The sequence below is a fragment of the Pseudolysinimonas yzui genome (assembly GCF_014653215.1).
Classification (GTDB): domain Bacteria; phylum Actinomycetota; class Actinomycetes; order Actinomycetales; family Microbacteriaceae; genus Pseudolysinimonas_A; species Pseudolysinimonas_A yzui.
Genome location: NZ_BNAI01000002.1, coordinates 515,416 through 542,021 on the forward strand (window position 1 = coordinate 515,416; position 26,606 = coordinate 542,021).

General features: G+C 69.4%; 24 protein-coding genes. 14 read left to right on the plus strand and 10 right to left on the minus strand.

All coding sequences use genetic code 11. From position 1 onward, the window contains the following. Positions 1-4 precede the first annotated feature (4 nt). On the plus strand, positions 5-766 hold the full coding sequence (locus IE173_RS08265; RefSeq protein ID WP_229841973.1) for a class I SAM-dependent methyltransferase: 762 nt from the start codon (positions 5-7) through the stop codon (positions 764-766). 9 nt (positions 767-775) lie between these two features. On the opposite strand, the gene IE173_RS08270 is transcribed toward IE173_RS08265, so the two are convergent. From IE173_RS08270 to IE173_RS08285, 4 genes are read right to left on the minus strand one after another with little or no spacing between them, the layout of a single operon-like run. Further along, a complete protein-coding gene (locus tag IE173_RS08270) occupies positions 776-1,096 on the minus strand; it encodes a hypothetical protein (protein WP_191282964.1) in 321 nt (106 codons plus the stop codon). Continuing rightward, positions 1,093-1,359 (minus strand): hypothetical protein, encoded by a 267-nt coding sequence (locus IE173_RS08275; RefSeq protein ID WP_191282965.1) that lies wholly within the window; start codon positions 1,357-1,359, stop codon positions 1,093-1,095. The genes IE173_RS08270 and IE173_RS08275 overlap by 4 nt, the downstream gene beginning before the upstream one ends. Before the next feature lie 9 nt (positions 1,360-1,368). Then, positions 1,369-1,824, minus strand: a complete 456-nt coding sequence (locus IE173_RS08280) for a hypothetical protein (RefSeq protein ID WP_191282966.1) — start codon at positions 1,822-1,824, stop codon at positions 1,369-1,371. Positions 1,825-1,878: 54 nt separating this feature from the next. After that, on the minus strand, positions 1,879-3,432 hold the full coding sequence (locus IE173_RS08285) for an amino acid permease (protein WP_191282967.1): 1,554 nt from the start codon (positions 3,430-3,432) through the stop codon (positions 1,879-1,881). Positions 3,433-3,631: 199 nt separating this feature from the next. Between IE173_RS08285 and IE173_RS08290 the strand changes: the two genes are divergently transcribed. Genes IE173_RS08290 through IE173_RS08310 form a run of 5 tightly spaced genes read left to right on the plus strand, consistent with a single transcriptional unit; the run spans position 3,632 to position 8,626 of the window. After that, a complete protein-coding gene (locus IE173_RS08290; RefSeq protein WP_191282968.1) occupies positions 3,632-4,999 on the plus strand; it encodes a glutamine synthetase family protein in 1,368 nt (455 codons plus the stop codon). Beyond that, the gene (locus IE173_RS08295) at positions 4,996-5,751 is read left to right on the plus strand and encodes a gamma-glutamyl-gamma-aminobutyrate hydrolase family protein (protein ID WP_191282969.1); all 756 of its coding nucleotides are present in this window, start codon (positions 4,996-4,998) and stop codon (positions 5,749-5,751) included. Before IE173_RS08290 ends, IE173_RS08295 begins: the two co-directional genes overlap by 4 nt. Continuing rightward, positions 5,748-7,127 carry an aldehyde dehydrogenase family protein gene (locus IE173_RS08300; protein ID WP_191282970.1) on the plus strand — a complete coding sequence of 460 codons (1,380 nt, stop codon included), beginning with the start codon at positions 5,748-5,750 and terminating at the stop codon, positions 7,125-7,127. The genes IE173_RS08295 and IE173_RS08300 overlap by 4 nt, the downstream gene beginning before the upstream one ends. A 3-nt stretch (positions 7,128-7,130) precedes the next feature. Further along, positions 7,131-7,904 carry a 3-oxoacyl-ACP reductase gene (locus tag IE173_RS08305; protein WP_191282971.1) on the plus strand — a complete coding sequence of 258 codons (774 nt, stop codon included), beginning with the start codon at positions 7,131-7,133 and terminating at the stop codon, positions 7,902-7,904. Next, complete coding sequence (locus IE173_RS08310) at positions 7,904-8,626, plus strand: FadR/GntR family transcriptional regulator (protein WP_191282972.1); 723 nt, start codon at positions 7,904-7,906, stop codon at positions 8,624-8,626. The genes IE173_RS08305 and IE173_RS08310 overlap by 1 nt, the downstream gene beginning before the upstream one ends. Before the next feature lie 3 nt (positions 8,627-8,629). On the opposite strand, the gene IE173_RS08315 is transcribed toward IE173_RS08310, so the two are convergent. From IE173_RS08315 to IE173_RS08325, 3 genes are all read right to left on the minus strand, one after another. Then, entirely contained in the window at positions 8,630-8,878 is a 249-nt protein-coding gene (locus tag IE173_RS08315) for a hypothetical protein (RefSeq protein WP_191282973.1), read from the minus strand. Next, positions 8,878-9,069 carry a hypothetical protein gene (locus IE173_RS08320; protein ID WP_191282974.1) on the minus strand — a complete coding sequence of 64 codons (192 nt, stop codon included), beginning with the start codon at positions 9,067-9,069 and terminating at the stop codon, positions 8,878-8,880. Before IE173_RS08320 ends, IE173_RS08315 begins: the two co-directional genes overlap by 1 nt. A gap of 62 nt (positions 9,070-9,131) precedes the next feature. Further along, on the minus strand, positions 9,132-9,995 hold the full coding sequence (locus IE173_RS08325) for a sugar phosphate isomerase/epimerase family protein (RefSeq protein WP_191282975.1): 864 nt from the start codon (positions 9,993-9,995) through the stop codon (positions 9,132-9,134). A gap of 98 nt (positions 9,996-10,093) precedes the next feature. On the opposite strand from IE173_RS08325, the gene IE173_RS08330 reads away from it, so the two are divergent. From IE173_RS08330 to IE173_RS08365, 8 genes are all read left to right on the plus strand, one after another. Continuing rightward, positions 10,094-11,584 (plus strand): alpha,alpha-trehalose-phosphate synthase (UDP-forming), encoded by a 1,491-nt coding sequence (locus IE173_RS08330; protein ID WP_191282976.1) that lies wholly within the window; start codon positions 10,094-10,096, stop codon positions 11,582-11,584. Beyond that, on the plus strand, positions 11,581-12,396 hold the full coding sequence (gene otsB, locus IE173_RS08335; RefSeq protein WP_191282977.1) for a trehalose-phosphatase: 816 nt from the start codon (positions 11,581-11,583) through the stop codon (positions 12,394-12,396). The genes IE173_RS08330 and otsB overlap by 4 nt, the downstream gene beginning before the upstream one ends. A 13-nt stretch (positions 12,397-12,409) precedes the next feature. Next, the gene (locus IE173_RS08340) at positions 12,410-13,246 is read left to right on the plus strand and encodes an aldo/keto reductase (RefSeq protein WP_191282978.1); all 837 of its coding nucleotides are present in this window, start codon (positions 12,410-12,412) and stop codon (positions 13,244-13,246) included. A 49-nt stretch (positions 13,247-13,295) separates the two neighbouring features. Next, complete coding sequence (ilvD, locus tag IE173_RS08345) at positions 13,296-15,017, plus strand: dihydroxy-acid dehydratase (RefSeq protein ID WP_191282979.1); 1,722 nt, start codon at positions 13,296-13,298, stop codon at positions 15,015-15,017. A 60-nt stretch (positions 15,018-15,077) separates the two neighbouring features. Further along, positions 15,078-16,880, plus strand: a complete 1,803-nt coding sequence (locus tag IE173_RS08350; RefSeq protein WP_191282980.1) for an acetolactate synthase large subunit — start codon at positions 15,078-15,080, stop codon at positions 16,878-16,880. Positions 16,881-16,885: 5 nt separating this feature from the next. After that, positions 16,886-17,395, plus strand: coding sequence for an acetolactate synthase small subunit (gene ilvN, locus IE173_RS08355; protein ID WP_191282981.1), 510 nt, complete (start codon positions 16,886-16,888; stop codon positions 17,393-17,395). A 22-nt stretch (positions 17,396-17,417) separates the two neighbouring features. Further along, positions 17,418-18,443 (plus strand): ketol-acid reductoisomerase, encoded by a 1,026-nt coding sequence (gene ilvC / locus IE173_RS08360; RefSeq protein WP_191282982.1) that lies wholly within the window; start codon positions 17,418-17,420, stop codon positions 18,441-18,443. 69 nt (positions 18,444-18,512) lie between these two features. After that, a complete protein-coding gene (locus tag IE173_RS08365; RefSeq protein ID WP_191282983.1) occupies positions 18,513-21,779 on the plus strand; it encodes a lamin tail domain-containing metallophosphoesterase family protein in 3,267 nt (1,088 codons plus the stop codon). Here the strand turns inward: IE173_RS08365 and IE173_RS08370 are convergent. From IE173_RS08370 to nirB, 3 genes are read right to left on the minus strand one after another with little or no spacing between them, the layout of a single operon-like run. Continuing rightward, positions 21,749-22,912 (minus strand): uroporphyrinogen-III synthase, encoded by a 1,164-nt coding sequence (locus tag IE173_RS08370; protein WP_191282984.1) that lies wholly within the window; start codon positions 22,910-22,912, stop codon positions 21,749-21,751. The genes IE173_RS08365 and IE173_RS08370 overlap by 31 nt on opposite strands. Positions 22,913-22,925: 13 nt before the next feature. Beyond that, positions 22,926-23,987: a uroporphyrinogen-III C-methyltransferase gene (cobA, locus tag IE173_RS08375; RefSeq protein WP_191282985.1), complete on the minus strand. Its 1,062-nt coding sequence runs from the start codon at positions 23,985-23,987 to the stop codon at positions 22,926-22,928. Between the two features lies 1 nt (position 23,988). After that, a complete protein-coding gene (gene nirB / locus IE173_RS08380; protein ID WP_191282986.1) occupies positions 23,989-26,592 on the minus strand; it encodes a nitrite reductase large subunit NirB in 2,604 nt (867 codons plus the stop codon). Between the last annotated feature and the right edge of the window lie 14 nt (positions 26,593-26,606).

Genomic DNA, 26,606 nt, shown 5'->3' on the forward strand with positions numbered 1-26,606 from the left:
GCTCGTGAACGCCGACTACCTGAGCAAGAACCTCGCGGTGTGGCAGGGCAAGTCGGTCGACTACGCCACCTGGGCTGCCGGCGCATGGGCGTCGGAGGAGATCACCTGGGGATTCTGGCCGGTTCCCGAATCGCAGCTGCGCGTACTGCCCGAGGATCTCGCGGGTCTGGATGTCATCGAGCTCGGTTGCGGCACGGCCTACTTCTCGGGGTGGCTGGCCCGGCGGGGTGCGCGACCGGTCGGGATCGATCTGTCGCCGGCCCAGCTGGCGACGGCCCGGGCGATGCAGACCCGATTTGACCTTCCGTTTCCCTTGATCGAAGGCAACGCCGAACACGTGCCGTTGCCCGACGCGTCATTCGATCTCGCGATCAGCGAGTACGGCGCTTCCATCTGGTGCGACCCGTACGCGTGGGTGCCGGAGGCGGCGCGCTTGCTGCGGCCCGGGGGCACGCTGGCGTTCCTCGTGAACGGGCTGCAGCTCATCCTCACCACTCCGCTGGGTGCCGGCGACGACGATCCGGCGACCGAGCAGCTGCAGCGACCCTCCTTCGGCCTCCACTCCACCGAGTGGGAGGACGGCTCGGTGTCGTTCACGCTCGAGCACGGCCGCTGGATCCGGCTGCTGCGCGAGAACGGCTTCGAGGTGATCGACCTGCACGAGCTGCAGGCACCCGAGCACACCACCGCGACTCCCAGGATCGTCACCGCCGAGTGGGGCCGCCAGTGGCCCGCCGAGGAGATCTGGGTCGCCCGCAAGCGGTGACGAGGGGCGTCAGGACTGCGAGACGTCGATGAACGCGTCGAACCGCTTCTTGCGCGCCCGCTGAACCAGCGCGCCGCCGACGATGAGCAACACGAGCCCGATGACGCCGACCGCCATGCCGCCGAGGTCGGCCCAGTCGGCCATCGCGTACCAGAAGCCCTCCATCGCCCAGCCGAACCAGGGCACGATGAAGTACCAGAACGCGCCGGCGAGCGCGAGCGCGCCCCCGACCACCACCAGCAGGATGCCGCCGATCGTGCGCCCGACGACGACGACCGCCGGAGCCTCCTCATCCACCGGTTCCGAACCCGGCCCCGCAGAGATCGTCACAGTCCCAACCGCCTTTCGAGATCATCCATCTGGTCTTTCGCCTCGGCGAGGCCGAGGCCCGTCCGTTCCCGCCACAGCTTGATGGCGGTGATCTTCTGCCCCGAACGCAGGGCATCGAGGATGTCGGCGGGCGGCGCGTCGAGGGACGGGATGCCCGAGGTCGGCATCGCGGAACCCGACCGGTAGTAGAGCTGCTCGACGAGCTGCGTCAGGTGCGCGACCTGTGCCTTGAGCTCGGCGATGTCTTCCTGATCACTGGCCACGCCGACAACCTAGCGGTCGGTGGTCTCGAACGGCAGCACCCCGTCGGCAGGTACCGACAGCACGCCGTCGTACGGGGTGATCGGACGCCAGCCGGTGTCGTCACGGTCGAGGAACAGCACGAGGTCGTCGTCGGTCGCGAGGGGGTCCACCCCGTCGGGGAACTCGCTCGCGTCACCCATGCAGGTGAGCGGGGTCGGGGTGATCTCGAGGGCGTCGGGGGCTTCGCCCTTCAGCGTCTCGGCGACGTCGATCACGTAGACCGGCATCGACACCCCGAGCACGTCACGGGTCGACCCAGTCGGCTCCGCCGTTCCGACGACGACCAGGGTGGCGTCGTCGTAGGCCTGCTGCGGGGTCTCGTAGTCGACCCACAACACGCAGATCTCGGACCGCACGCAGGCGGTCAGCATCCCGACCACCGCTGCGACAGTGACCAGTGCGGCGACGGTTGCTCGAACACGCACGACGGCCTCCCGCCGCCAACGTAGCGGAGGGAGGCCGTCGGTGAAACGGTGCTGCTACTTCTTCGAGCCGGTTCCGGGCACGTCGCCTTCCATGGCGTCGTAGCCCTCCTTCTGCGGGTCGCCGTGCAGGCCGCCGGAGAGGGCGTACTCCTCTTCGGGCGACAGGACCAGGCGGTGTCGACCGTAGATCGCGAACCCGAGCAGCACGAGAAGATACACCGCGATGATCGCGACGATCGCGATGCGATACGGCTCCTGCACGAGGAGGCCCACGAAGATCGACAGTGCGATGAGCGCTGCGATCGCGGCGCCGGGGATGCCCCAGGGGCTCTTGTACGGACGGTTCGCGTTCGGGAAGCGGCGTCGCAGGATGATGAACGACACCATCTGCGCGAAGTACGCGAAGACCGCGCCCCACACCGCGATGTTGAGCACGATCGCCCCCGCGACGCCTCCGGCGCCCTCGTTGGTCCTCGCGAGGACGTCGACGACGACCAGGGCGACGAACCCGAACACCGCGCCGACGACGAGCGCGACCCACGGGGTCTGGCGCTTGCCAGTGAGCGAGAAGAACTTCGGGTAGTAACCGGCGCGAGACAGCGAGTACATGTTGCGCCCGTAGGCGAACATGATCCCCTGGAGCGAGGCGAGCAGGCCGATCAGGGCGAAGATCGCCAGCAGCGCGGCGAGCTGGTCGCCCACGATGGCGCGGAAGCCGTCGAGGAGCGGTTCCAGCGAGGCCCCTGTCGCTTCGGCCCCCAGCACACCCGTGTTGAGCACGAGCACCAGGACACCGGTGACGATCAGCGTGCCGCGGGCGATGATGCCCGCCCGCGGGATGTCCTTCGCCGGAGCGTGCGACTCCTCGGCCGCGAGCGGCAGCTCCTCGATGCCGAGGAAGAACCACATCGCGAACGGCAGGACGAACAGGATCGGGAGCAGGCCGCCGGGCAGGAAGTCGGACGAGCCGAAGGCCGCCGGGTCGGGAGCGATGTTGAACAGGCTGTCCCAGTTGAACTTGCCCGAGATCAACGCCATCGCCGAGAACACCAGCAGGATCGCGATCGAGATGATCGAGACGATGATGGCGAACTTGAACGAGATGCTCGCTCCCGCCGAGTTCAGCGCGATGAAGACCAGGTAGAGGACGATCCACCAGATCCACATGCTCCCGCTGAGGTCGAAACTCAGCAGTTCCGTGGTGATGCCATTGAGGTACTGCGCTGAGAAGAAGACGATGACCGCCGTCGTCGCGACGTACTCGATCGTCTCGGCGAGTCCGGTGATGAGGCCGCCCCACGGTCCCATCGCGGAGCGCGCGAACGAGTAGGCGCCGCCGGTGTGCGGCATTGCGGCTGCCATCTCGCCGATGGAGAAGATGAGGCCGTAGTACATGACCACGAGGATGACGAAGGCGATCGCCATCCCGCCGAAGCCGGCGCTGGCGATGCCGAAGTTCCAGCCGGAGAAGTCACCGGAGATGACGGCGGCGACCGCGAGGCCCCACAGTCCCCAGACGCCGGCGCTTCTCTTGAGTTTGCGCTTCTCGAAGTACTCGGCGCCGGCGCTGGTGTATTTCACACCGCCTGTGCCCTTGGTCTCAGCCATCACGTTCCTTCCGAATTCCAACGGTGGGGTACGCGGACGACCGGGAACGCCAGCGTCCACGCTTGCCGACGACTATGGCCCTCATTGGTACTTGGTGTCTACCTTTGGGTGTTAACGACTCGTTACAACTGCTGGGCCGCCTTCGGGTCGCCCTAGGCTGTAATGGTCGAATCCGCGACCGCGAGGAGAGGCACCGTCGATGACCAGCACGCCCACCGGCTCGGGAAACCTGACGCTCGAAGAGCTCAACCGCCTCATCGACAAGCGGGAGATCGACACGGTCATCGTCGCGTTCGCCGATATGCAGGGCCGCCTGGTGGGCAAGCGGGTCGCGGCCCGGCTGTTCCGCGAGGATGTCGCCGAGCACGGCGCCGAGGCCTGCAACTACCTGCTCGCGGTCGATGTCGAGAACAACACCGTCGGCGGCTACGACATCTCGTCGTGGGAGACCGGATACGGCGACATGGTGCTCGTGCCCGACTTCGACACGCTGCGCCACATCCCGTGGCTTCCGGGTTCGGCGCTCGTGATGGCCGACCTGCGCACGCCCGACGCGGCCCCGGTCACGGTGTCGCCGCGCGAGATCCTCAAGGCCCAGATCGCCCGGCTCGCTGAGAAGGGGCTCGTGCCGTTCGTCGGAACCGAGCTGGAGTTCATCGTCTTCGACGACTCGTTCCGCGCCGCCTGGGCGAAGGGCTATCGGGAGCTGACCCCGGCATCCGACTACAACATCGACTACGCCCTGCTCGCCTCGACCCGCATGGAACCGCTGCTGCGCGACATCCGCCTCGGCATGGAGGGCGCCGGCATGTACTGCGAGGGCGTCAAGGGCGAGTGCAATTTCGGGCAGCAGGAGATCGCGTTCCGCTACGCCGAGGCGCTCGCCACCTGCGACAACCACACGATCTACAAGAACGGCGCGAAAGAGATCGCCGACGCGCACGGCAAGTCGCTGACCTTCATGGCGAAGTACAACGAGCGCGAAGGCAACTCCTGCCACATCCACCTCTCGGTGCGCGGCACCGACGGGTCGCCGGTCATGGCGGACGGCAAGGGGATGAGCAAGCTCATGGAGCACTGGATCGCCGGGCTGCTGCACACGATGCGCGAGATGACCCTGTTCTTCGCGCCGAACATCAACTCCTACAAGCGCTACGTCGAGGGTTCGTTCGCGCCGACCGCCGTCGCCTGGGGCATGGACAACCGCACCTGCGCACTCCGGGTCGTGGGTCACGGTCATGGGTTGCGGGTCGAGAACCGGGTGCCGGGCGGCGACGTCAACCCCTACCTCGCGGTCGCCGCGATCATCGCCGGCGGGCTCTACGGCATCGAGAACTCTCTCGAGCTCGAGCCGATGCTGGTCGGCAACGGCTACACGAGCGACAAGCCGCGGGTGCCGGCGACGCTGCGGGATGCCGCCGACCTGTTCGCGGCATCCGACATCGCTCGCGACGCGTTCGGTGGCGAAGTCGTCGCGCACTACCTCAACAACGCGCGGATCGAGCAGCGCGCCTACGACGCGGCGATCACCGACTGGGAGCGCGTGCGGGGGTTCGAGCGACTGTGACCCTTCGACAGGCTCAGGGAACGGGGGTTCGCCCCGTCATCGGACTCACCACCTACAAGCAGCGCGCGCAGACCGGCGTGTGGGACGTCACCGCCGCGTTCCTGCCCGCCGTGTACTTCGAGGCGGTGCAGCGCGCGGGCGGCATCCCGGTGCTGCTTCCGCCGCAGCCGGTGGACGCCGAGATCGTGGGCCGGGTGCTGGACGGCCTCGACGGCCTCATCGTCACCGGGGGAGCGGATGTCGATCCGGCTCGATATGGCCAGGATGCGGCTCCCGAGACCGACAAGCCGCACCTGGAGCGCGACGCCTGGGAGGACGCGCTGCTCTCCGCCGCGATCGACCGCGAGCTGCCGTTCCTCGGCATCTGCCGCGGCATGCAGGTGCTCAACGTCAACCGCGGCGGGTCGCTGCACCAGCACCTTCCCGACCTCGTCGGCAACGATCGCTACCGCATCGGCAAGGGCCAGTTCGCCACCAATGAGGTCGTCGTCGAGCCCGGCAGCGAGCTCGACGCCCTCGTCGGCGCGAAGCTGCCGGTGAAGAGCTACCACCATCAGGCGGTCGACACCGTCGGCGACGGGTTGCGCGTCACCGCCCGCACCGACGACGGCATCGTGCAGGCGGTCGAGCTCGAAGGCGTGCCGTTCGGGGTCGCCGTGCAATGGCATCCGGAAGAGGATGCCGCCGAAGACGCCCGGCTGTTCGCCGGTCTCGTGGATGCCGCGAGAACGTACGCGGGAGCGAAGGCATGACCCTTCGACAGGCTCAGGACGGCGGCTCGACCACCGTCATCAACCCGACGGACGAGTCGGTCATCGCCGAGGTGCCGCACACCCCGCTCGAGGCGGTGGATGAGGCGGTCGCCCGGGCGGTGGTCGCCCAGCGGTCGTGGGCGGCTCTCGCCCCCGCCGACCGCGCTCGCGCGTTGCGGCGGTTCGCGGAGGCGGTCGACGGCGCGGTCGAAGAACTCGCGCGACTCGAGGTGCGCAACTCGGGGCATCCCATCGGTTCGGCTCGGTGGGAGGCCGGCCACGTGCGCGACGTGCTGAACTACGCCTCGGGGATGCCGGAGCGGCTGATCGGGGCGCAGATCCCGGTCGCCGGCGGTATCGACGTGACCTTCCACGAACCACTCGGGGTGGTCGGGGTGATCGTGCCGTGGAACTTCCCGATGACGATCGCGTCGTGGGGGTTCGCTCCGGCGCTCGCCGCCGGCAACGCCGTGCTGCTCAAGCCCGCCGACTGGACGCCGCTCACCGCGATCCGGTTGGGGGAGCTGGCGCTGGAGTCGGGGCTTCCCGAGTATCTCTTCCAGGTGTTGCCGGGGCGCGGCTCGGTGGTCGGGGAGCGCTTCGTCACACATCCCGAGGTGCGCAAGATCGTCTTCACCGGGTCGACGGCGGTCGGCAAGCGTGTCGCCGCGGGATGCGCCGAACAGGTGAAACCGGTCACCCTCGAGCTCGGCGGCAAGAGCGCCAACATCGTCTTCGCCGATGCCGACCTCGAGAAGGCCGCGGCCACGGCACCGGGCTCGGTGTTCGACAACGCGGGGCAGGACTGCTGCGCCCGCTCCCGGCTGCTCGTCGAGCGCTCGGTGCTGGCGAAGTTCCTCGATCTGCTCGAGCCGGCGGTGCAGGCGTGGAAGGTGGGCGACCCGGCCGACGAGGCGACCGAGATGGGGCCGCTCGTGTCGGCGGCACACCGCGAGTCGGTGCAGGCGTTTCTCGAGGATGCGCCCATCGCGTTCCGCGGAACCGCCCCCGAGGGTGCGGGGTTCTGGATGGCCCCGACGGTGCTGCTGCCCGCCCGCACCGATCGCGTCGCGACCGAGGAGATCTTCGGGCCGGTCGTCAGCGTGCTGCCGTTCGACGACGAGGCCGACGCGATCGCCCTCGCCAACTCGTCGATCTACGGCCTCTCAGGCTCGATCTGGACCCGCGACCTCGGCCGCGGCATCCGTGTCGCCCGGGGCGTCGAGAGCGGCAACCTGTCGGTGAACTCGCACTCGTCGGTGCGCTACAGCACCCCGTTCGGCGGCATGAAGCAGTCCGGCCTCGGCCGCGAACTCGGCCCCGACGCCGCCCTGCCCTTCACCGAAACCAAGAACGTCTTCTTCAGTCAGGAGTAACCGATGGACCTCACCCAGAGACTCGCCGGCAAGGTCGCCGTGATCACCGGCGGTGCATCCGGTATCGGCCTGGCCACCGCGCGTCGCTTCGCCGCCGAAGGCGCCCGCGTCGTGATCGGCGACCTCGATCCGGTGACGGGCGAGAAGGCCGCCGCCGAGGTGGGCGGCCTGTTCGTCAAGGTGAACGTCGCCGACAAGGCCGAGGTGGATGCCCTGTTCGACACCGCCGCGACCGAGTACGGGTCGGTCGACATCGCGTTCAACAACGCCGGCATCTCACCGCCCGACGACGACTCGATCGAGACCACCGAGCTCGAGGCATGGGATCGCGTGCAACTGGTCAACCTCACCAGCGTCTACCTGTGCTCACGCGCGGCGCTGCGCCACATGGTGCCGCAAGGCAGCGGCTCGATCATCAACACGGCATCCTTCGTCGCCGTCCTGGGATCCGCCACCAGCCAGATCTCCTACACCGCCTCAAAAGGCGGGGTGCTCGCGATGACCCGCGAGCTCGGCGTGCAGTTCGCCCGCCAAGGCATCCGCGTCAACGCGCTCTGCCCCGGCCCGGTCAACACGCCCCTGCTGAAGGAGCTGTTCGCAAAGGATCCCGAGCGTGCCGCCCGACGGCTGGTGCACGTGCCGGTCGGACGATTCGCCGAACCCGAGGAGCTGGCGGCCGCCGTCGCGTTCCTCGCGAGCGACGACGCATCCTTCATCACCGCCTCGACGTTCCTCGTCGACGGCGGGATCTCCGCCGCCTACGTCACCCCGCTCTGATGGCCGACGAGCCGGTGTCGCTCGTCGACGAGGCGGTCTTCCGGCCGGTTCGCAGCGGCAACTCGCTGGAAGACACCGTCGCCCGGCTCATGCAGACCATCCGCCTCGGGGTCGTCGCCCCGGGGCAGGCGCTGCCGTCGGAGCGCGACCTGGCCGCCCGATTCTCGGTGTCACGCGACACGGTGCGGGAGGCGATCCGCGAGCTCTCGGAGGCCGGCTACCTGACCTCGAAGCGCGGCCGCTACGGCGGCACCTTCGTCGCCGACCCGCTCCCGCCGCCACCGGTCGTGCCCGCCGTCACCCCGACCGCGGCCGAGATCGAGGATGTCGTTGGCCTGCGCGAGATCCTCGAAGTCGGGTCGGTGCGGGCCGCCGCAAGCCGCAGCCTCGGCGCCGAGGAGCGCGCGCTGCTCTGGACCCGCCTCGGCGAGGTGCAGGCCGCGGCACCCGACGACTACCGCCGCCTCGACTCCCGGCTGCACCTCGCGTTCGCCGAGATCGTCGGCGTGCCGTCGCTCGTCACCCTGCTCGCCGACAACCGCTCGCGGGTCAACGAACTGCTCGACACCTTTCCGCTGCTCGCCCGCACGATCGAGCACTCCAACCGCCAGCACGAGCGAATAGTGTTCGCGATCCTGGCCGGCAACGAGCAGGGCGCGGCCGAGGCGATGCGCGAACACCTCGAGGCCTCCGCCGTGCTGTTGCGCGGCTTCCTCGCCTGAGCCTCAGGCCGTGGGCGGGGTCTTCGGGGTGCGCGGGGTGGGCTTCGCCGGTGGGGTCGCGGGCGGCGGCTCGGCTGCCGCGGGAGGCGTCGTGGCGTGCGTGTCGAGGTACAACTGAGCCGCGCGGGTCGCGACGATCAGGTAGCGCACCAGCAGCACGGCGACGACGACGATCGCGGCGGTGAGGACCACCCCGCCGAGAAACGTGCCGACGTGCCAGAACCAGCCCATGCCGTATCGGTCGCCGAACATCACCACTCCTCGAGTTCGTGTTCCTTCGCCTGTTCGGCCACCGTGCCGACGGCGATCGCGACGTTGATGCCCCAGGCGATCCACAACAGGATGAGGCGCCAGTCGCGCGGCCCCTGGGTCGTGGTCTTGACCAGACCGACGGCGCCGAACAGCGCGCTCAGCACGCTGAAGTTGAAGATGAACTTGCGCATGCAGCCTCCCAGGTCGTGCTTCTCACGCTACCCCGCGACCGCGAAGCCGGGTACCCGGTTGACTACGGGCGGGATGCGGCCTTGCGGGCCCGACGCACGCTGCGGCCATTGATGCGGGCACCGACCGCGAGGGGCTCGCGGGTCGCGTGCTCCTGCCCGATGTACTGCTTCGCGAACGCGACCGTCTCGACGAGCATGTCGAGGCGCACCTGCGGGTTGCGGATCTTGTGCAGCCCGATCTCGGCGACGACGTGGCCGGTGAAGCCGTTCTCGACGAGGTAGGTGAGCGTCTCGGCGACCGGCTGGGTTCCCCGGCCGGGCACGAGGTGCTCGTCGTGCATGTTGCCGTCGTCGACGCTGCGGCGGCCGTCGCAGAGGTGGATGTGTCGCAACTTGTCGCCCATCGCCATCGCGTACTCGAGCGAGTCGCGACCGCTGAGCGACGCGTGCGAGAAGTCGAGGGTCATCGCATCGACGTCGAGGTCGAGCGGGTCGGGGCTCGGCGCGTAGGCCTTGAGGTTCTTGTGGGCGACCTTCCACGGGAACATGTTCTCGACGCAGATCTCGATGCCGGTGTTCTGCGCGGTCTGCCGCACGATGCGTTCGAAGTTCTTGGCGTAGCCGGCTTCCCACCGGAACGGCGGATGGACGACCACACTCGATGCGCCGACCTCGGCGGCCAGTTCGGCCGACTTCTCCAGCTTCACCTGGGCGTCGCGACCCCCGATGAGCTGCATCCAGAACAGCGACGGGGCGTGGACGGAGAGGATCGGCAGCGAGTACCGCTCCATGAGCTGCTTCAGCGCCGCGGCATCCCTCGATACCGGATCGGTCGTCACCATGATCTCGAGACCGTCGTACCCGGCGATGCGTGCGAGCCGGAACGACTGCTCCACACCCAAGAGGATGTTGCAGGATGTGCTCATGCCGATCTGAATCATCGCGCTTCAATCTAACGCGACCATGTGTCCGGCGTGTGACGGATTCGGGAACTGCTCCCAGCGGCGGCTGATACCGTCGTCGAATGGCCGACGAGCGTTTCGCCTTCGTCGTCGTCTCCAACCGCCTGCCGGTCGACCGTGTGGTCGCCGAGGATGGCTCCGCCTCCTGGAAGCAGTCGCCGGGCGGTCTGGTCACGGCGCTCGAACCGGTCATGCGCCAGACCGAAGGGGCGTGGGTCGGCTGGATCGGGCAGCCCGAGATCATCCTCGAGCCGTTCACCCACTCGGGCCTGCGCATCGTTCCGCTGGCGCTCAGCGCCGACGAGGTCGAGCACTTCTACGAGGGCTTCAGCAACGACACCATCTGGCCGCTCTATCACGACGTCATCGTGCCGGCGACCTACCACCGCGAATGGTGGGACTCCTACGTCGCCGTCAACCAGCGGTTCGCCGACCAGGCCGCGGCGGTCGCCGACATCGGGGCGACGGTGTGGGTGCACGACTACCAGCTGCAGCTCGTGCCGCGGATGCTGCGGCTCGCCCGACCCGACCTGGTCATCGGATTCTTCAACCACATCCCGTTCCCCGCCTACGGCCTGTACTCGCAGCTGCCGTGGCGCACCCAGATCATCGAAGGCCTGCTCGGCGCCGACGTGGTCGGCCTTCAGCGGGTGTCGGATGCCGGCAACTTCTCGCGCGCCGTGCGCCGGCTGCTCGGCTACACGACGCGCAGCCCCTACATCGAGGTGCCGCGCACCGACGACCTGCCGGCTCGGCGGGTCATCGCCCGGGCGTTCCCGATCTCGATCGACGTCGAGGCGTTCGAGGAACTCGCCCGCAGCCCCGCCGTGCAGGCCCGCGCCGACCAGATCCGCGCCGAGCTCGGCAACCCGAAGACCGTGATGCTCGGCGTCGACCGCCTCGACTACACGAAGGGCATCGGGCACCGCCTCAAAGCCTTCTCGGAGCTGCTCGATGAGGGGCGGCTCAACGTCGCCGATGTGACGCTCGTGCAGGTGGCCAGCCCGAGCCGCGAACGGGTCGAGACCTACAAGCACCTGCGCGACGAGATCGAGCTGACGGTCGGGCGCATCAACGGCGACTTCGGCACGATCGGGCACCAGGCCGTCAACTACCTGCACCACGGCTTTCCGCGTGAAGAGATGGCGGCGCTCTACCTCGCCTCCGACGTCATGCTGGTGACCGCCCTGCGCGACGGGATGAACCTCGTCGCGAAGGAGTACGTCGCCGCCCGGCACGACGAAGACGGCGTGCTCGTGTTGAGCGAGTTCGCCGGGGCGGCCGACGAGCTCAGATCGTCACTGCGCATCAACCCGCACGACATCGACGGGCTGAAGGATGCCATCATGCAGGCCGTCGACATGCCGCGAGCCGAGCGGCGCAAGCGGATGCGCGCCCTGCGCAAGCGGGTGCGCGAGAACGATGTCGGCCACTGGTCGCGCAGCTTCCTGCGCGCCCTGAGCGATGCGAGCGGAGGCATCGACCGTCTCGGTGCCGACCTCGACCCGCTGGGCGACCTCGAGTGGACCGTCGAGCGCCCCCCGAAACCGTGAACGAACCCCGGCACCGCGCCGCCGCGGCCCCCCTCCCCTCGTCGCTCGTCGGCGCGTTGCGCGAACTCGCCCGCACCCGCCGGCTGCTCGTCGCCCTCGACTTCGACGGCACCCTCGCGCCCGAGGTGGACTCCCCCGAGAAGGCACGTGCGATCCCCGAAGCCCGCGAGGCCGTGCTCGCGCTGCTGAAGCTGCCGAACACCCGCGTCGCCCTCGTGTCGGGTCGCGCGCTGCGCAGCCTCATCGAGGTGTCGGACCTCCCCGACAGCGTGCTGCTGGTCGGCTCGCACGGGATCGAACTGCGGCTCGACAATCCCGAAGACCGGGTGAGCCTCGACACCGCCGAGATCGAACAGGTCGAGGTGCTGCACGAGGTGCTCGGCGAGGTCGCCGACTCGATCGATCAGGTCTGGCTGGAGTCCAAGCCCGCGGGCTTCGCCCTGCACACCCGGCTCGCGACGGAAGACAACTCGCGGCTCGCCCACCTCGTCGCCCTCTCCGAGGCGCAGGCCGAGATCGAGAACCTCACCGTGCGGCAGGGCAAGAATGTGCTCGAATTCGCGGTGCGCTCGACGACGAAAGGCGAGGCGGTCGAGCATCTGCGCCGGTACACGGCCGCCGACGCCGTCTTCTACGCGGGTGACGACGTCACCGACGAGGATGCCTTCGCGGCCCTGCTGTCGCACGATGTCGGGGTGAAGAGCGGCCCCGGCCCGACCGAGGCCGCGTTCCGCGTCGCCGGTCCCGAGGAGGTCGCCCTCGTGCTCAAGACCCTCGCGACGTTCCGCGAAGGCGACGTGCACGAACAGTAGGCAGGATGGGGGCATGAGCATCCCGTCGATCCCTCTCAACACCGGCGCCGTCATCCCTCAGGTCGGGCTGGGCACCTGGCCGCTCGACGACGCGCAGGCGGCGGACGCGGTCGTGACCGCGATCGGCCTGGGTTATCGCCACATCGACACCGCGACCCGGTACGGCAACGAGACCGGTGTGGGCGAAGGCATCCATCGCTCGGCGATCGCCCGTGAGGAGCTGTTCGTCACGACGAAACTCGACGGCGAGTTCCAGGGCGACGACCGGGCGATCGACGGGCTGCGGGCGGCGCTCGACCGGCTCGACATGTCGTACGTGGACCTGCTGCTCATCCACTGGCCGCTGCCGCAGCGCGACCAGTACGTGTCGACCTGGCGCACCTTCGAGAAGCTGTACGCCGACGGGCTCGCCCGAGCGATCGGGGTGTCGAACTTCACGCCCGCCCACCTCGAGCGCCTCGCCGCCGAGACCTCGGTGGTGCCCGCGGTCAACCAGATCCAGATCAGTCCGCAGATCGTGCGGCTCGAGCAGCGGGCCTACGACACCGCGCACGGCATCGTCACCCAGTCGTGGAGCCCGCTCGGCGGAGGGAGCGGCGCGCGATCGCTGCTCGCCGAACCGGTGATCGTCGGCATCGCGTCGCGGCTGGAACGCACCCCGGCGCAGGTCGTGCTGCGCTGGCACGTGCAGCAGGGGCTCGTCGTCATCCCGAAGAGCACCGACCCGGTGCGCCTCGCCCAGAATCTCGACCTCTTCTCATTCGAGCTCTCCGCCGAGGACATGGCCGCGCTCGCGACCCTCGACGCCGGTCCCGACGCCGGAGTCGACTCCGACCGCGGCGGCCACTGACCCCAGACCGCGCGCAGCGACCCCTGCGGGCGGACGGTACCCTCGTCACATGCCGGAAACACCGCTCCCGACAGGCACGCCCGCGATCGACCACAAGCCCCGCTCCCGCACGGTCACCGACGGGATCGAAGCCACCACGAGCCGCGGGATGCTACGCGCCGTCGGCATGGGCGACGCCGACTGGGACAAGGCCCAGATCGGCATCGCGTCGTCGTGGAACGAGATCACCCCGTGCAACCTGAGCCTCGACCGCCTCGCCCGCGCGGCGAAAGAGGGGGTGCACGCGGGCGGCGGGTATCCGCTGCAGTTCGGCACGGTGAGCGTCAGCGACGGCATCTCGATGGGCCACGAGGGGATGCACTTCTCGCTCGTGTCGCGTGAGGTCATCGCCGACTCCGTCGAGGTCGTCATGCAGGCCGAGCGGCTCGACGGCTCCGTGCTGCTCGCCGGGTGTGACAAGTCGATCCCCGGCATGCTGATGGCGGCCGCGCGACTCGACCTGGCATCCGTCTTCCTCTACGCCGGGTCGATCGCCCCGGGCTGGGTGCGCCTCAGCGACGGCACCGAGAAGGACATCACGATCATCGACTCCTTCGAGGCGGTCGGCGGGGTGCTGGCCGGCACGATGAGCCTCGAGGATGCCCACCGCATCGAGTGCGCGTTCGCCCCCGGCATGGGCGCGTGCGGCGGCATGTACACCGCCAACACGATGGCGTCGGTCGCCGAAGCCCTCGGGCTGAGCCTGCCGGGCAGCGCGAGCCCCGCCGCCTCCGACGGTCGCCGCGACATGTACGCGCACCGCTCGGGCGAGGCCGTCGTCAACCTGCTGAACAAGGGCATCACCGCGCGGCAGATCCTCACCAAGGAGGCGTTCGAGAACGCCATCGCGGTCGGCATGGCGCTCGGCGGCTCGACCAACATCGTGCTGCACCTGCTCGCGATCGCCCACGAAGCCGAGGTGGATCTCACGCTCGACGACTTCAACCGGGTCGGCGCGAAGGTGCCGCACATCGGCGACCTCAAGCCCTTCGGCAAGTACGTCATGAACGACGTCGACCGCCGCGGCGGGGTGCCCGTGCTGATGAAGGCGCTGCTGGATGCCGGCCTGCTGCACGGCGACGTCATGACGGTGACCGGCAAGACGATGCGCGAGAACCTCGAAGAACTCAATCCTCCCGCGCTCGACGGCGAGGTGCTCAAGCCCCTCGACAAGCCGATCCACGCGACCGGCGGGCTCACGATCCTCAAGGGATCGATGGCGCCCGAGGGTGCGGTCGTGAAGACCGCCGGCTTCGACGCGGCGGTCTTCGAGGGCCCGGCCCGCGTGTTCGAGCGCGAGCGTGGGGCGATGGATGCGCTCGCCGCGGGTGAGATCAAGCACGGCGACGTCGTCGTCATCCGCTACGAAGGCCCGAAGGGCGGCCCGGGGATGCGCGAGATGCTCGCCATCACCGCCGCCATCAAGGGCGCGGGCTTAGGAAAAGATGTCCTACTATTGACGGACGGCAGATTCTCAGGCGGCACAACCGGCCTGTGCATCGGCCACATCGCTCCGGAAGCAGTGGACGCAGGTCCTATCGCCTTCGTGCGTGATGGTGATCTGATACGGGTCGATATCGCAGCCCGGTCGATCGACCTAGAAGTCGATCCGGCCGAGTTGGAGAGCCGCCGTTCCGGCTGGGCTCCCTTGCCTCCGCGCTATACCCGTGGCGTTCTCGCGAAGTACTCCAAGCTCGTGCACTCGGCAGCCGAAGGCGCGGTCACGGGGTAGTCGATCGCTTCCAGACATCCATCGCTTCACAAAAGGGCCTGAGCCTTCTAAGGACACAGCATGACTGCGGATGCTTCACCCGCTGCACCCCCACGCGACAAGAACGTGATGACCGGCTCGGGCGCCATCCTGGCCTCGCTCGAGAAGCTCGGTGTCACCGACGTCTTCGGCCTTCCCGGCGGCGCGATCATGCCGTTCTACGACGAGCTGATGGCCTCCACCACCATCCGCCACATCCTGGTGCGCCACGAGCAGGGCGCCGGCCACGCGGCCGAGGGCTACGCCGCCGCCTCCGGCAGGGTCGGCGTCGCGATCGCCACCTCCGGCCCCGGCGCGACCAACCTCGTCACCGCGATCGCCGACGCCTACATGGACTCGGTGCCGCTGCTGGCGATCACCGGGCAGGTGTTCTCGACCTCGATGGGAACGGATGCCTTCCAGGAGGTCGACATCGTCGGCATCACGATGCCGATCACGAAGCACTCGATCCTCGTCAAGCGTGCCGAGGACGTGCCGGCGGCGCTCGCGTCGGCGTACCACATCGCCTCCACCGGTCGCCCCGGTCCGGTGCTCGTCGACATCACCAAGGACGCGCAGCAGGGCCAGATGACGTTCCACTGGCCGCCGAAGCTCGACCTGCCGGGCTATCGGCCGGTGACGAAGGCGCACGGCAAGCAGATCACGGCCGCCGCCGAGCTGATGTTCGAGTCACAGCGTCCGGTGCTCTACGTCGGTGGCGGTGTCGTGCGGGCGGGAGCCCACAAGGAGCTGCTGAAGCTCGCCGATCGCACCGGGCTGCCTGTCGTGACGACGCTCATGGCCCGAGGGGCGTTCCCGGACTCGCACCCGCACCACCTCGGCATGCCGGGCATGCACGGCACGGTGCCCGCGGTGCTCGCCCTGCAGGAGAGCGACCTCATCGTCGCCCTCGGCGCCCGCTTCGACGACCGCGTGACCGGCAAGGTCGCCGAGTTCGCTCCCGACGCGAAGGTCGTGCACGTCGACATCGACCCGGCCGAGATCGGCAAGATCAAGCACGCCGACGTTCCGATCGTTGGCGACCTGAAAGACGTGCTGCCCGAACTGCTCGACGCCTACGAGTCGGTCGCGAAGAAGGCGAAGCCCGATACCGCCGAATGGTGGACGCGGTTGAACCAGCTGAAGGCGAACTATCCGCTCGGTTACACCGACGACCCCGACGACGGGTTGCTCGCGCCGCAGACGGTCATCGAACGCATCGGGCAGCTCTCCGGACCGGAGGCGATCTACGCCGCCGGTGTCGGCCAGCACCAGATGTGGGCGGCGCAGTTCATCAAGTACGAGCGTCCCAACGCCTGGCTCAACTCCGGCGGCGCCGGAACGATGGGCTACTCGGTTCCCGCCGCGATGGGTGCCAAGGTCGCGCAGCCCGACCGTCTGGTCTGGGCGATCGACGGCGACGGCTGCTTCCAGATGACCAACCAGGAACTCGCGACTTGCACGATCAACGACATCCCGATCAAGGTCGCCGTCATCAACAACTCCTCGCTCGGCATGGTGCGCCAGTGGCAGTCGCTGTTCTACGACGGCCGCCACTCGTTCACCGACCTCGACACCGGGCACACGAAGGTGGGCGAGCAGACCCGCATGATCCCCGACTTCGTGAAGCTCGCGGAGGCCTACGGCGCACTCGGCATCCGGGTGACGAAGCCGGAGGAGATCGACCCGGCGATCAAGCTGGCGATCGAGACCAACGACCGTCCGGTCGTCATCGACTTCATCGTGAGCCGTGACGCCATGGTGTGGCCGATGGTGCCGCAGGGCGTCGGCAACTCGCAGGTGCAGTACGCCCGCGATCTGGCCCCGACCTGGGAAGAGGAGTAACCGCCATGTCGACTCACGTGCTCTCTCTCCTCGTCGAGGACAAGCCGGGCCTGCTCACCCGCGTCGCGGGGCTGTTCGCCCGCCGCGGCTTCAACATCGAATCCCTCGCCGTCGGCCACAGCGAGATCGAGGGTCTGTCGCGCATCACCGTGGTGGTGGATGTCGAAGACCTCCCGCTCGAGCAGGTGACCAAGCAGCTCAACAAGCTGATCAACGTCATCAAGATCGTCGAGCTCGACCCCGACGCCTCGGTGCAGCGCCAACACCTGCTCATCAAGGTCAAGGTCGACGGCAACAGCCGTTCGCAGATCCTCGAGGCGGTGACGCTGTTCCGTGCGCGCGTCGTCGACGTCGCCCCCGACTCCCTCGTCGTCGAGGTGACGGGCGACAGCGGCAAGGTCAACGCGCTGCTGCGGATGCTGGAGCCCTACGGCATCAAGGAGATCGCGCAGAGCGGCCTCCTCGCGATCGGCCGCGGCAGCAAGAGCATCACCGAACGAGTCTTCAAGAACTAACCGAGAAACGAAGGAAAACACATTGGCTGAGATCTTCTACGACAAGGACGCCGACCTCGCCCTGATCCAGGGCAAGAAGGTCGCGATCGTCGGCTACGGCTCGCAGGGCCACGCCCACGCGCAGAACCTGCGCGACTCGGGCGTCGAGGTCGTCATCGCGCTGAAGGACGGCTCGAAGTCGACCGCGAAGGCGAAGGAGGACGGCTTCGAGGTGAAGAACGTCGCCGACGCGACCCAGTGGGCCGACCTGATCATGATCCTCGCGCCCGACCAGCACCAGCGCGGCATCTGGAACGAGTCGATCAAGGACAACCTCGCCGAAGGCAAGACGCTCGCCTTCGCGCACGGCTTCAACATCCGCTTCGGCTACATCGACGCCCCGGAAGGCGTCGACGTCATCCTCGTCGCCCCGAAGGCCCCCGGCCACACCGTCCGTCGCGAGTTCGTCGCCGGCCGCGGCATCCCCGACATCATCGCCGTCGAACGCGACGCGTCGGGTCAGGCCTGGGATGTCGCCCTGTCGTACGCGAAGGCGATCGGCGGAACCCGCGCGGGCGTCATCAAGACGACCTTCACGGAAGAGACCGAGACCGACCTGTTCGGCGAGCAGGCCGTGCTCTGCGGCGGCACCTCGCAGCTGGTGATGTACGGCTTCGAGACCCTCGTCGAAGCCGGCTACCAGCCCGAGATCGCCTACTTCGAGGTGCTGCACGAGCTGAAGCTCATCGTCGACCTGATGTGGGAGGGCGGCATCGCCAAGCAGCGCTGGTCGGTCTCCGACACGGCCGAGTACGGCGACTACGTCTCGGGCCCCCGTGTGCTTCCCCCGTCGGTGAAGGAGAACATGAAGGCGGTGCTCGCCGACATCCAGTCGGGTGCGTTCGCGAAGCGCTTCATCGCCGACCAGGATGCCGGCGCCCCCGAGTTCCTGGAACTGCGGGCCAAGGGTGCCGCCCACCCGATCGAGTCCACCGGCAGGGAGCTGCGCGCGCTCTTCGCGTGGAAGCAGACCGACGCCGACTACACCGAGGGCAGCGCCGCTCGCTAGCCGTTCGTTAACCCGACACGGGGGTGCGTGTCTTCCGCACGTTCACCCCCGGTCGGGAACCTTGGCGGCGTGCTCCGGGTCTGCGTCGCCCTTCTGACCGTCGTCGTCCTCGCGGGCGGAGGCCTCGCCGCCTCCCCACCCGCCGCGGCCGAGCTGCCGAAGCCCGACCCCGGCGCGGTGCCCGCCGTGCTCATCAACGAGGTGGCAAGCGCATCCGCCCACTCGGATGCCGACAGCTTCTTCGAGTTGCGCAACTGGGGCGACACCGCCGTCGACCTCACCGGCTGGGAAGTGTTCCGCTGCACGTTCGCGGGGTTGCGCAGCAACGCGGGCCGCACCGAGGGCGACCTCAGCGGAATCGTGCTGCAACCGGGCGAGATCGTCACGGTGAGTCGTGTCGGGATGCCGGGCGACGCGCGGTTCCTCGCCGGCTTCGACGTCACCGGATTCGGGCTCTACCTGGAGAATCCCGACGACGAACCGGTCGATCTCGTCGGGGTGTTCCCGAACGAACCGCACGCGATGACGACCGAGTGCACCCCGGAGGGCGGCAATCTGCCGAACGTGCTCGACTTCGCACAGGGCGAGAGCTGGCAGCGCGTCGCCGCAACCGGTGACCCGGCCCGCGACTGGGTGGTCGCCCCGGCGACTCTCGGGGAGGCGAACGCGACCCGGTCGCTGAGCCCGGCGTCGTCGCAGGTCGTCGTCTCGGAGATCGCTTCGATGGGGCCGGGCGGATCGGGCGACGACTTCGTCGAGCTGCGCAACGACGGCACGTCGGTCGTTGACCTGTCGGGCTGGGAGCTCTTCCGCTGTACCGCCGAGGGCCGGGTGCGACCCGACACGCTCCAGCTGACGATCCCCGAGGGCACGCGGCTCGATCCGGGCGAACGCTGGGTCGCCGGCGGCCCCGGGTTCACCGGCGACGCCGACGCCGAGTACGCCACGTCGCTCGCCGATGCGACCTCCGGGGCGCTGCTGCGGGATGCCGACGGCGCGCTCGTCGACCGGGTCGCGATCGCCGGCATCCGCGACTCGGCGTGCCAAGATCCGAAGCTGCCGCCCGTGCTCGACGCGGTCGCGGGGGAGTCGTACCAGCGCACGTCGAGCGGCTGGGTGCTCGCACCGCGCACCCCCGGGGCGGCCAACGCGACGACCGACGACTCCGTGTTCGACACCGGCTTCGCCTACCCGGGGGGCGACGGCGAACCCGATCCGGGCGTCGCGATCAGTGAGATCGCGAACGACCCCGGCCCCGACGGGCTCCCCGCCGGGTGGACGCCGCGCAACTTCGTCGAACTCGGCAACTACGGCGACGAACCCGTCGACATCGGCGGGTGGACGGCCTACCGCTGCACCGTCGACGGGCCGCGCGCGGTCGACCCGCAGTTCCGCATCCCGGGCGGAACGATGCTCGAGCCCGGTGCGACGTTCCTGGCGGCCCTCGCGGGAACGGCGGCGGCCGCCGACGCCGACGTCGTCTACGACACGGCACTCAGCCTGCTCGGCACGGGAGTGTGGATCGCGGATGCCGACGGCGAGCGGGTCGACAGCATGGGCGTCTACGCGCAGAGCGTCTTCGACGGAGCGAACATCGCGCTGAGCCCGTGCACGAAGGGTCTCGCGCTCGCGGTGCACCTTCCCGACCGGCTGCTGAGCGAGACGTTCCAGCGCACCCGGTTCACCGGCGTCGATGCCGACGACTTCACGGTGGCCGAGGCGACTCCGGGCGAGATCGACCTCGTGCCCTGGGCCGACCCGACCGCGCGGGTGCCGATGGCGCCCGACGCGATCGCGGAGGTCGCCGAGACCGAACCCGCTGTCGTGTCGGGCGACCCGGTCGAGGTGATCGAAGCCTGGGCCGGCTCGACCGACGGTGGCCCGCTCACGGCCGAACGCGGCGACGACGAGACCCGTCTCGACCCGTCGGACGCCGGGCCGGCGTCCGACGACGGCTACCGCTATCCCTACCAGCGTCTCGTGCTCGACGCCTCCGGTCTCTCGCCCGGATCGCGCGTGACCTGGAGCGGTCACGGCAGCGGCACCACCGAACTGCAGCTCTCGGTGTGGACGGGTTCGTCATGGCGTCTGCTCGACGCCGACGTGGGCGACGACGTCGTGCTGACGGGAACGCTCGAGAACGGCGAGATCCGGGACGGCGCGGTGAGCATCCTCGTGCAGAACGGACCGCGCACCCAGCCGCGCATCGTCGACGAGCGCGACGCGCGCCTCGAAGACCCCGCCGACTACGACCTCGCGATCGCGCACATCACCGACACGCAGTACCTCTCCGAGTCGTACCCCGAGGTCTACGCGCGCATGGTGAGCTGGATCGCCGCGAACGCCGCCACCCGCAGAATCGAGTTCGCGACGCACACCGGCGACATGGTCGAGAACTGGGTCGACCCCGAACAGACCGAGGAACGCGCCCGGCGCGAGTACGAGCTGGCCAGCGACATCCAGGCGATCCTCGACGACGCCGGGGTGCCCAACAGCGTGCTGCCCGGCAACCACGACAACAAGCGCGGCGCCGACAACTCGCTGTTCAACGAGTACTTCGGTCCCGATCGCTACGCCGAGATGCCGGAATACGGCGGCTCGATCGCTCCCGGCGACAACCGCGCGAACTTCTCGACGTTCGCGGCGGGCGGGGCGCGGTTCCTCATGCTGTCGCTGCCTTACGCCTACGGCGAGGAGGAGATGGCCTGGGCCGAGCAGGTCGTCACGAGTCACCCCGACCACAACGTCGTGATCTCGACCCACGAGCACGTCATGCCGCTGACCCTCGAGGGCACGGCCCATCGAGCCGGTTCGAACCGCTGGACCTCACGCGGCGACGAGCTGTGGGAGCGGGTGATCGCCCCGAACCGCAACGTCGTCGTCGTGCTGTCGGGCCACTTCCACGGGCTGGGCCTGCTGCGCACCGAGGATGCGGGCGGCATCCCCGGCCACGATGTCGTCGAGATCCTCGCCGACTACCAGGAGTACCGCACGCACACCGGCGAGCGCGCGACGGGGTTCCAGCGGATGCTGCAGCTCGACCTCGCCGGCGGGGTCATCGCCGTCGACACCTTCTCGCTGCGACTCGAGGAGTCGTACGGGCTCGACTACGACTACCGGCAGTTCGTTCCCGACACCGGTTCGCCGGTGACCCCGTCCAACGTGCGACCCTGGCGCATCGTGGAGTCGGGTCTGCAGAACCGCTACACCGAGGCCGACGACGAGTTCCTCGCCCAGGTGGCCTTCCAGTACGAGAAGTCGGTCGAGACGGTGAGCGTCGTCGCCGACCGGCCCATCGCCGTCGCTCAGTCGAGGCTGCGCACCGGGATGCTGTAGCCGCGCTTGATGACGGTGGCGATGAGGTCGGGCACCGGCAGCGAACGGCGCAGGCGGCTGATCGCCATGTCGACGGCGTGATCGTCGGGGTCGTCGGGCAGTGCGGTCGCGAGTTCGGAGCGGGCGACGACGCGCCCCGGGTCGGCGAGCAGCAGCCGGAACAGGGCGAGGCTGGTCGGGGAGAGGGAGGCGCTGCGACCGTCGACCACGACGAGCCGCCCCCGCAGTTCGACGGTGCCCTGCGGGGTCGCGACGCGACGGATCGCGGTGGTCTCCAGATGCTCGCAGACGAGGCGGATGAGCGCGCCCATACGGAAACGCTCGGGCGCGATCGGCCGGATCCCGGCGGCTTCGAGCGGCGCCGCGGTGACGGGTCCGACAGCTGCTGCGGTGACGCCGTCGGCGAAGGCGTCGAGCACGGCGCCGAGCTTTCCGGCCTGCTCGGCGGTCGCGAGCAGGGCGTCGACGGCGGGAGCGCTCGTGAAGGTCACCGCGTCGACGGAGCCCGTGCAGATCGCGTCGACGAGCCGCAGCACGCGGGTCGAGTCCTCGGGGAGGCTCCAGCGGTAGGGCGCCGCCGTGAGCACCCGGGCACCGGCGTCGCGCAGCCGGTCGATCTGAGCGACGTCGGGGAACCCGTGCAGTTGCACGGCGATCGTGAGGCCGTCGACGCCTTCTTCGAGCACCTGGTCGACGAGCGACGCCGTGGTCTCGTCGACGCTCATCCCTCGGTCTTCCAGCCCGGCGGCGCGGATCGCTCCCCGCGCCTTCGGGCCGCGCACCAGGATGCGGGCGCGGGTGAGCACCTCGGTGAGTTCGGCGCCGAGTCCGGCGGCGTCGGCGACCTCGAACCAGCGCCGCACCCCGTACGACGTCGTGGCGAGCATGAGGTCGGGTCGCGCCTCGATGATCGCTGCGGTGTCGCGCGTCAGTTCGGCGTCGTCGTCGACCGCGGCGATGCGGATCGCGGGTGCGTGCAGCACCTCGGCGCCGCGTCGCTCGAAGGCCGCGATGAGGTCTTCGCTGCGTCGGTCGGAGGTGACGCCGATGCGGAATCCCTCGAGTTGGTCGGGACGGAAACCCGCGGCGAACCCCGCGTCCGTCTCGACATCGGCCACGATCACTCCGTTCATCGGCGGAACGGTGCTATTCGCCGGCGAGGGCGATCACGTCCCGGGAGATCCGGTCGGCTTCCTCGCCGTGGTGCATCAAGCGTACGACCTCGCCGACGACGATGACGGCGGGTGACGAAACTCGCAGCCGCGTGCTGACCTCGGTGGCGTCGCTGACGGTGGTGACGGTCGTGCGCTGCGACAGCTGGGTTCCGCGTTCGATGATCGCCAGCGGCATGTCGGCCGGCATGCCGAAGCGGGCCAGCCCGGCGGTCAGGTGGGGCAGGTTGCTCACCCCCATCAGCACGACGATCGTTCCGCCGAGACCGGCGAGGTGCGCGAGCTGGGCGTCGTCGAGCGGGGCGTGCCCCGAGACGACGGTGAACATGCGGCTCACCTCGCGGTAGGTGACGGGGATGCCGGCGGCCGCGGGCACCGCGATCGCGCTCGTCACCCCCGGGATGACGGTCACCGGAACACCGGCCGCGCGGCAGGCGGCGACCTCTTCGCCGCCGCGGCCGAAGACGTAGGGGTCGCCGCCTTTGAGCCGTGCGACGGTGCGGCCCTCGAGAGCGCTCGCGACCATGCGCCGTTCGATCTCGTGCTGCGGGATCGCGTGGTGACCCGGGGTCTTGCCGACATCCACGATCTCGGCGCCGGGCGCGAACTCGCGCAACCGCTGCTGCGGAGCGAGCCGGTCGACGTAGATGATGTCCGCACGGGCGAGGGCGTCGCGTGCGGCGAGGGTCAGCAGCCCGTCGTCGCCGGGGCCGCCGCCGATCAGGGTCACGGTGCCGATGGGTTCCGCGGAGGCGGGTGCCTCGCTGAGGATCCAGGTGCGTCGACCGGCGACGGCTCGGATCATCCGTTCTTCCTCGGCGTCGGCGTCCACCAGCACGACCAGGTCCATGCCGTCGACGACGTCGCGCCAGCCCGCGAGGTGTTTCGGGCGCTCGACCGACCGGCATCCGGCATCCGTCGCGGTGATTGAGACGGCAGCGCCGGCCTGCACGAAACGGGCGACGGCGAGCCGGGCGGATGCCGCCCCGCCGACGACGAGCACGGTGCGTCCGGCGAGATCGAGGTCGAGCTGCATGTCAGTCCGCCTCCCGCCGCGGGATGGTGGCGCCCGCGATGAGCACGGATTCGCGCTCTTCGGGGGTGGCCGGACGCGGCTGACCGCGTTCGCGCACCTGCACGACGCCGGGGTCGGCCGTCTCGGGTGCGTTGACGAACGACCGGAACCGGCGCAGCCGCTCGGGGTCGGCCAGGGTGGCCGCCCACTCGTCTTCGTAGTTGTCGACGTGCTCGGCCATCGCGCGTTCCAGATCGGCGCCGATGCCGAGGCTGTCGTCGCAGACGACGGCCTTCACGTGCTCCAGCCCGCCGTCGAGCTCCTCCTGCCAGCGCGCCGTGCGCTGCAGGCGGTCGGCGGTGCGGATGTAGTACATCAGGTACCGGTCGATGTAGCGGATGAGGGTGTCGTGATCGAGGTCTTGCGCGAGCAGTTCGGCGTGCACGGGCTGGAAGCCGCCGTTGCCGCCGACGTAGAGGTTCCATCCGGTGTCGGTGGCGATCACGCCGATGTCTTTGCCCCGGGCCTCGGCGCACTCGCGCGCACAGCCTGAGACTCCGAACTTGAGCTTGTGCGGCGACCGCAACCCGCGGTACCGCAGCTCGAGTTCGATCGCCATGCCCACGGCATCCTGAACGCCGAACCGGCACCAGGTCGACCCGACGCACGACTTCACGGTGCGCAGCGACTTGCCGTACGCCTGGCCCGACTCGAAGCCGGCATCGACGAGGATGCGCCAGATGTCGGGCAACTGCTCGAGGCGGGCGCCGAACATGTCGATGCGCTGGCCGCCGGTGATCTTCGTGTACAGGTCGAACTGGGCGGCGACCTCGGCGATGACACGCAGCTTCTCGGGCGAGATCTCGCCGCCCGGGATGCGCGGCACGACCGAGTAGGTGCCGTCCTTCTGCATGTTGGCGAGGGCGCGGTCGTTGGTGTCCTGCAGCGCGCCGCGGCCGTTGTCGAGGATGTACTCGGAGTGCTGGCTGGCGAGGATCGAGGCGACGGCGGGCTTGCAGATGTCGCAGCCGTAGCCGGTGCCGAAGCGTTCCATGATCTGCTCGAACGAGGTGAGTTCGAGGATGCGCACCGACTCGAAGAGTTCGCTGCGGCTGAGCTCGAAGTGTTCGCAGAGGGCTCGGGAGATCTCGATGCCCGCCTTGCTGAGCTCGGTCTCGAGGATCTTCTTGACCAGCGGAACGCACGAGCCGCACTGGGTGCCGGCTCGCGTGCAGGCCTTGAGGGCACCGAGGTCGGTGCACGCCTCGCCGTGGCTCCCGTGGTCTCCACTCGCGGCGGCGCGGACGGTGCCGACCGAGACGTTGTTGCAGGAGCACAGGGGAGCGTCGTCGGGCAGTTCGCCGCCCGCCGGAGGCTCGGCCCCCGCCGCAGCGAGGTAGGCGCCGGGTTCCGCGGGCAGCTCGCGACCGAGCAGCGGGCGCAGCGAGGTGTAGGGCGCGGCGTCGCCGACGAACATGCCGCCGAGCAGGGTGGTGGCATCGTCGGAGACGACGACCTTCTGATAGAGACCGCGCGCCGGGTCGGCGTAGACGACCTCGAGCGCGCCGGGCGAGAGGGCCCGCGCATCGCCGAAGGAGGCGACCTCCACGCCCGAGAGCTTGAGCTTGGTGGCGTCATCGATGCCGGGGAACTCGGCGTTTCCGCCCGACAGGCGGTCGGCGACCACTTCGGCCATGGCGTTGGCCGGGGCGACCAGCCCGACGCAGACCCCGTCGATGCTCGCGACCTCGCCGATCGCCCAGATTCCGGGAGCCGACGACGCGCACGCCGCGTCGATGACGACGCCGCCGCGCGGTCCGATCTCGAGGCCGGCGTCGCGGGCGAGTTCGTCACGGGGGGTGATGCCGATCGCGAAGACGACGAGGTCGGCGTGCAGCGCGCGGCCGTCGCCGAGTTCGACTCCGACGACCTTCCCCGAGGGGGCGAGGGTGACCGCGGACGGCCGCGTACCGAGCGCGAGCTCGATGTCCTGCGCTTTGATGAGGCGGCCGAGCGCCTGGCCGGCGCCTTCGTCGAGTTGCGCCGACATGAGCCAGCCGCCCGAGTGCACGACGGTGACGCGACCCCCGAGCCGGGCGAGGCCGCCGGCCGCTTCGAGCCCCAGCAGCCCGCCGCCGACGACGACGACGTTGGGGGAGCGGCCGAGGCTCGTGCGCAGGTCGAGCATCTCGGAGACGATGGCGTCGACGTCGTCGATCGTGCGGTAGACCCGCCCGGCGTCGGCGTGCGGGATGGCGGGGACCGTCGCCCAGGAGCCGGTGGCGAGAACGAGGTCGTCGTAGCCGAGGAGTTCGCCGTCGGCGAGGCTGACGGTGCGGGCTTCGGGGTCGATCGCGACCACCGCACTCGAGCCGCGGTAGCGGATGGCGGGGTGCTGCCAGACGGACCCGTCGGCGAGCGTCAGGTCGGCGGTCGGGTCGTCGAGTCGGCGGGAGAGCGCGACGCGGTCGTACGGCAGGTGGGGCTCGTCGCCGAGCACGGTGATATCGAGGTCGCGGGATCCGTCGACCAGGTCGCGCGCGGCGATCGCATCGGCGAGACGGTGGGCTGCGGGGCCGCCCCCGACGACGATCACCCGCCGAGGCGTGCCGTCGTGTTGGCTCATGCCCGTTCCTCCCG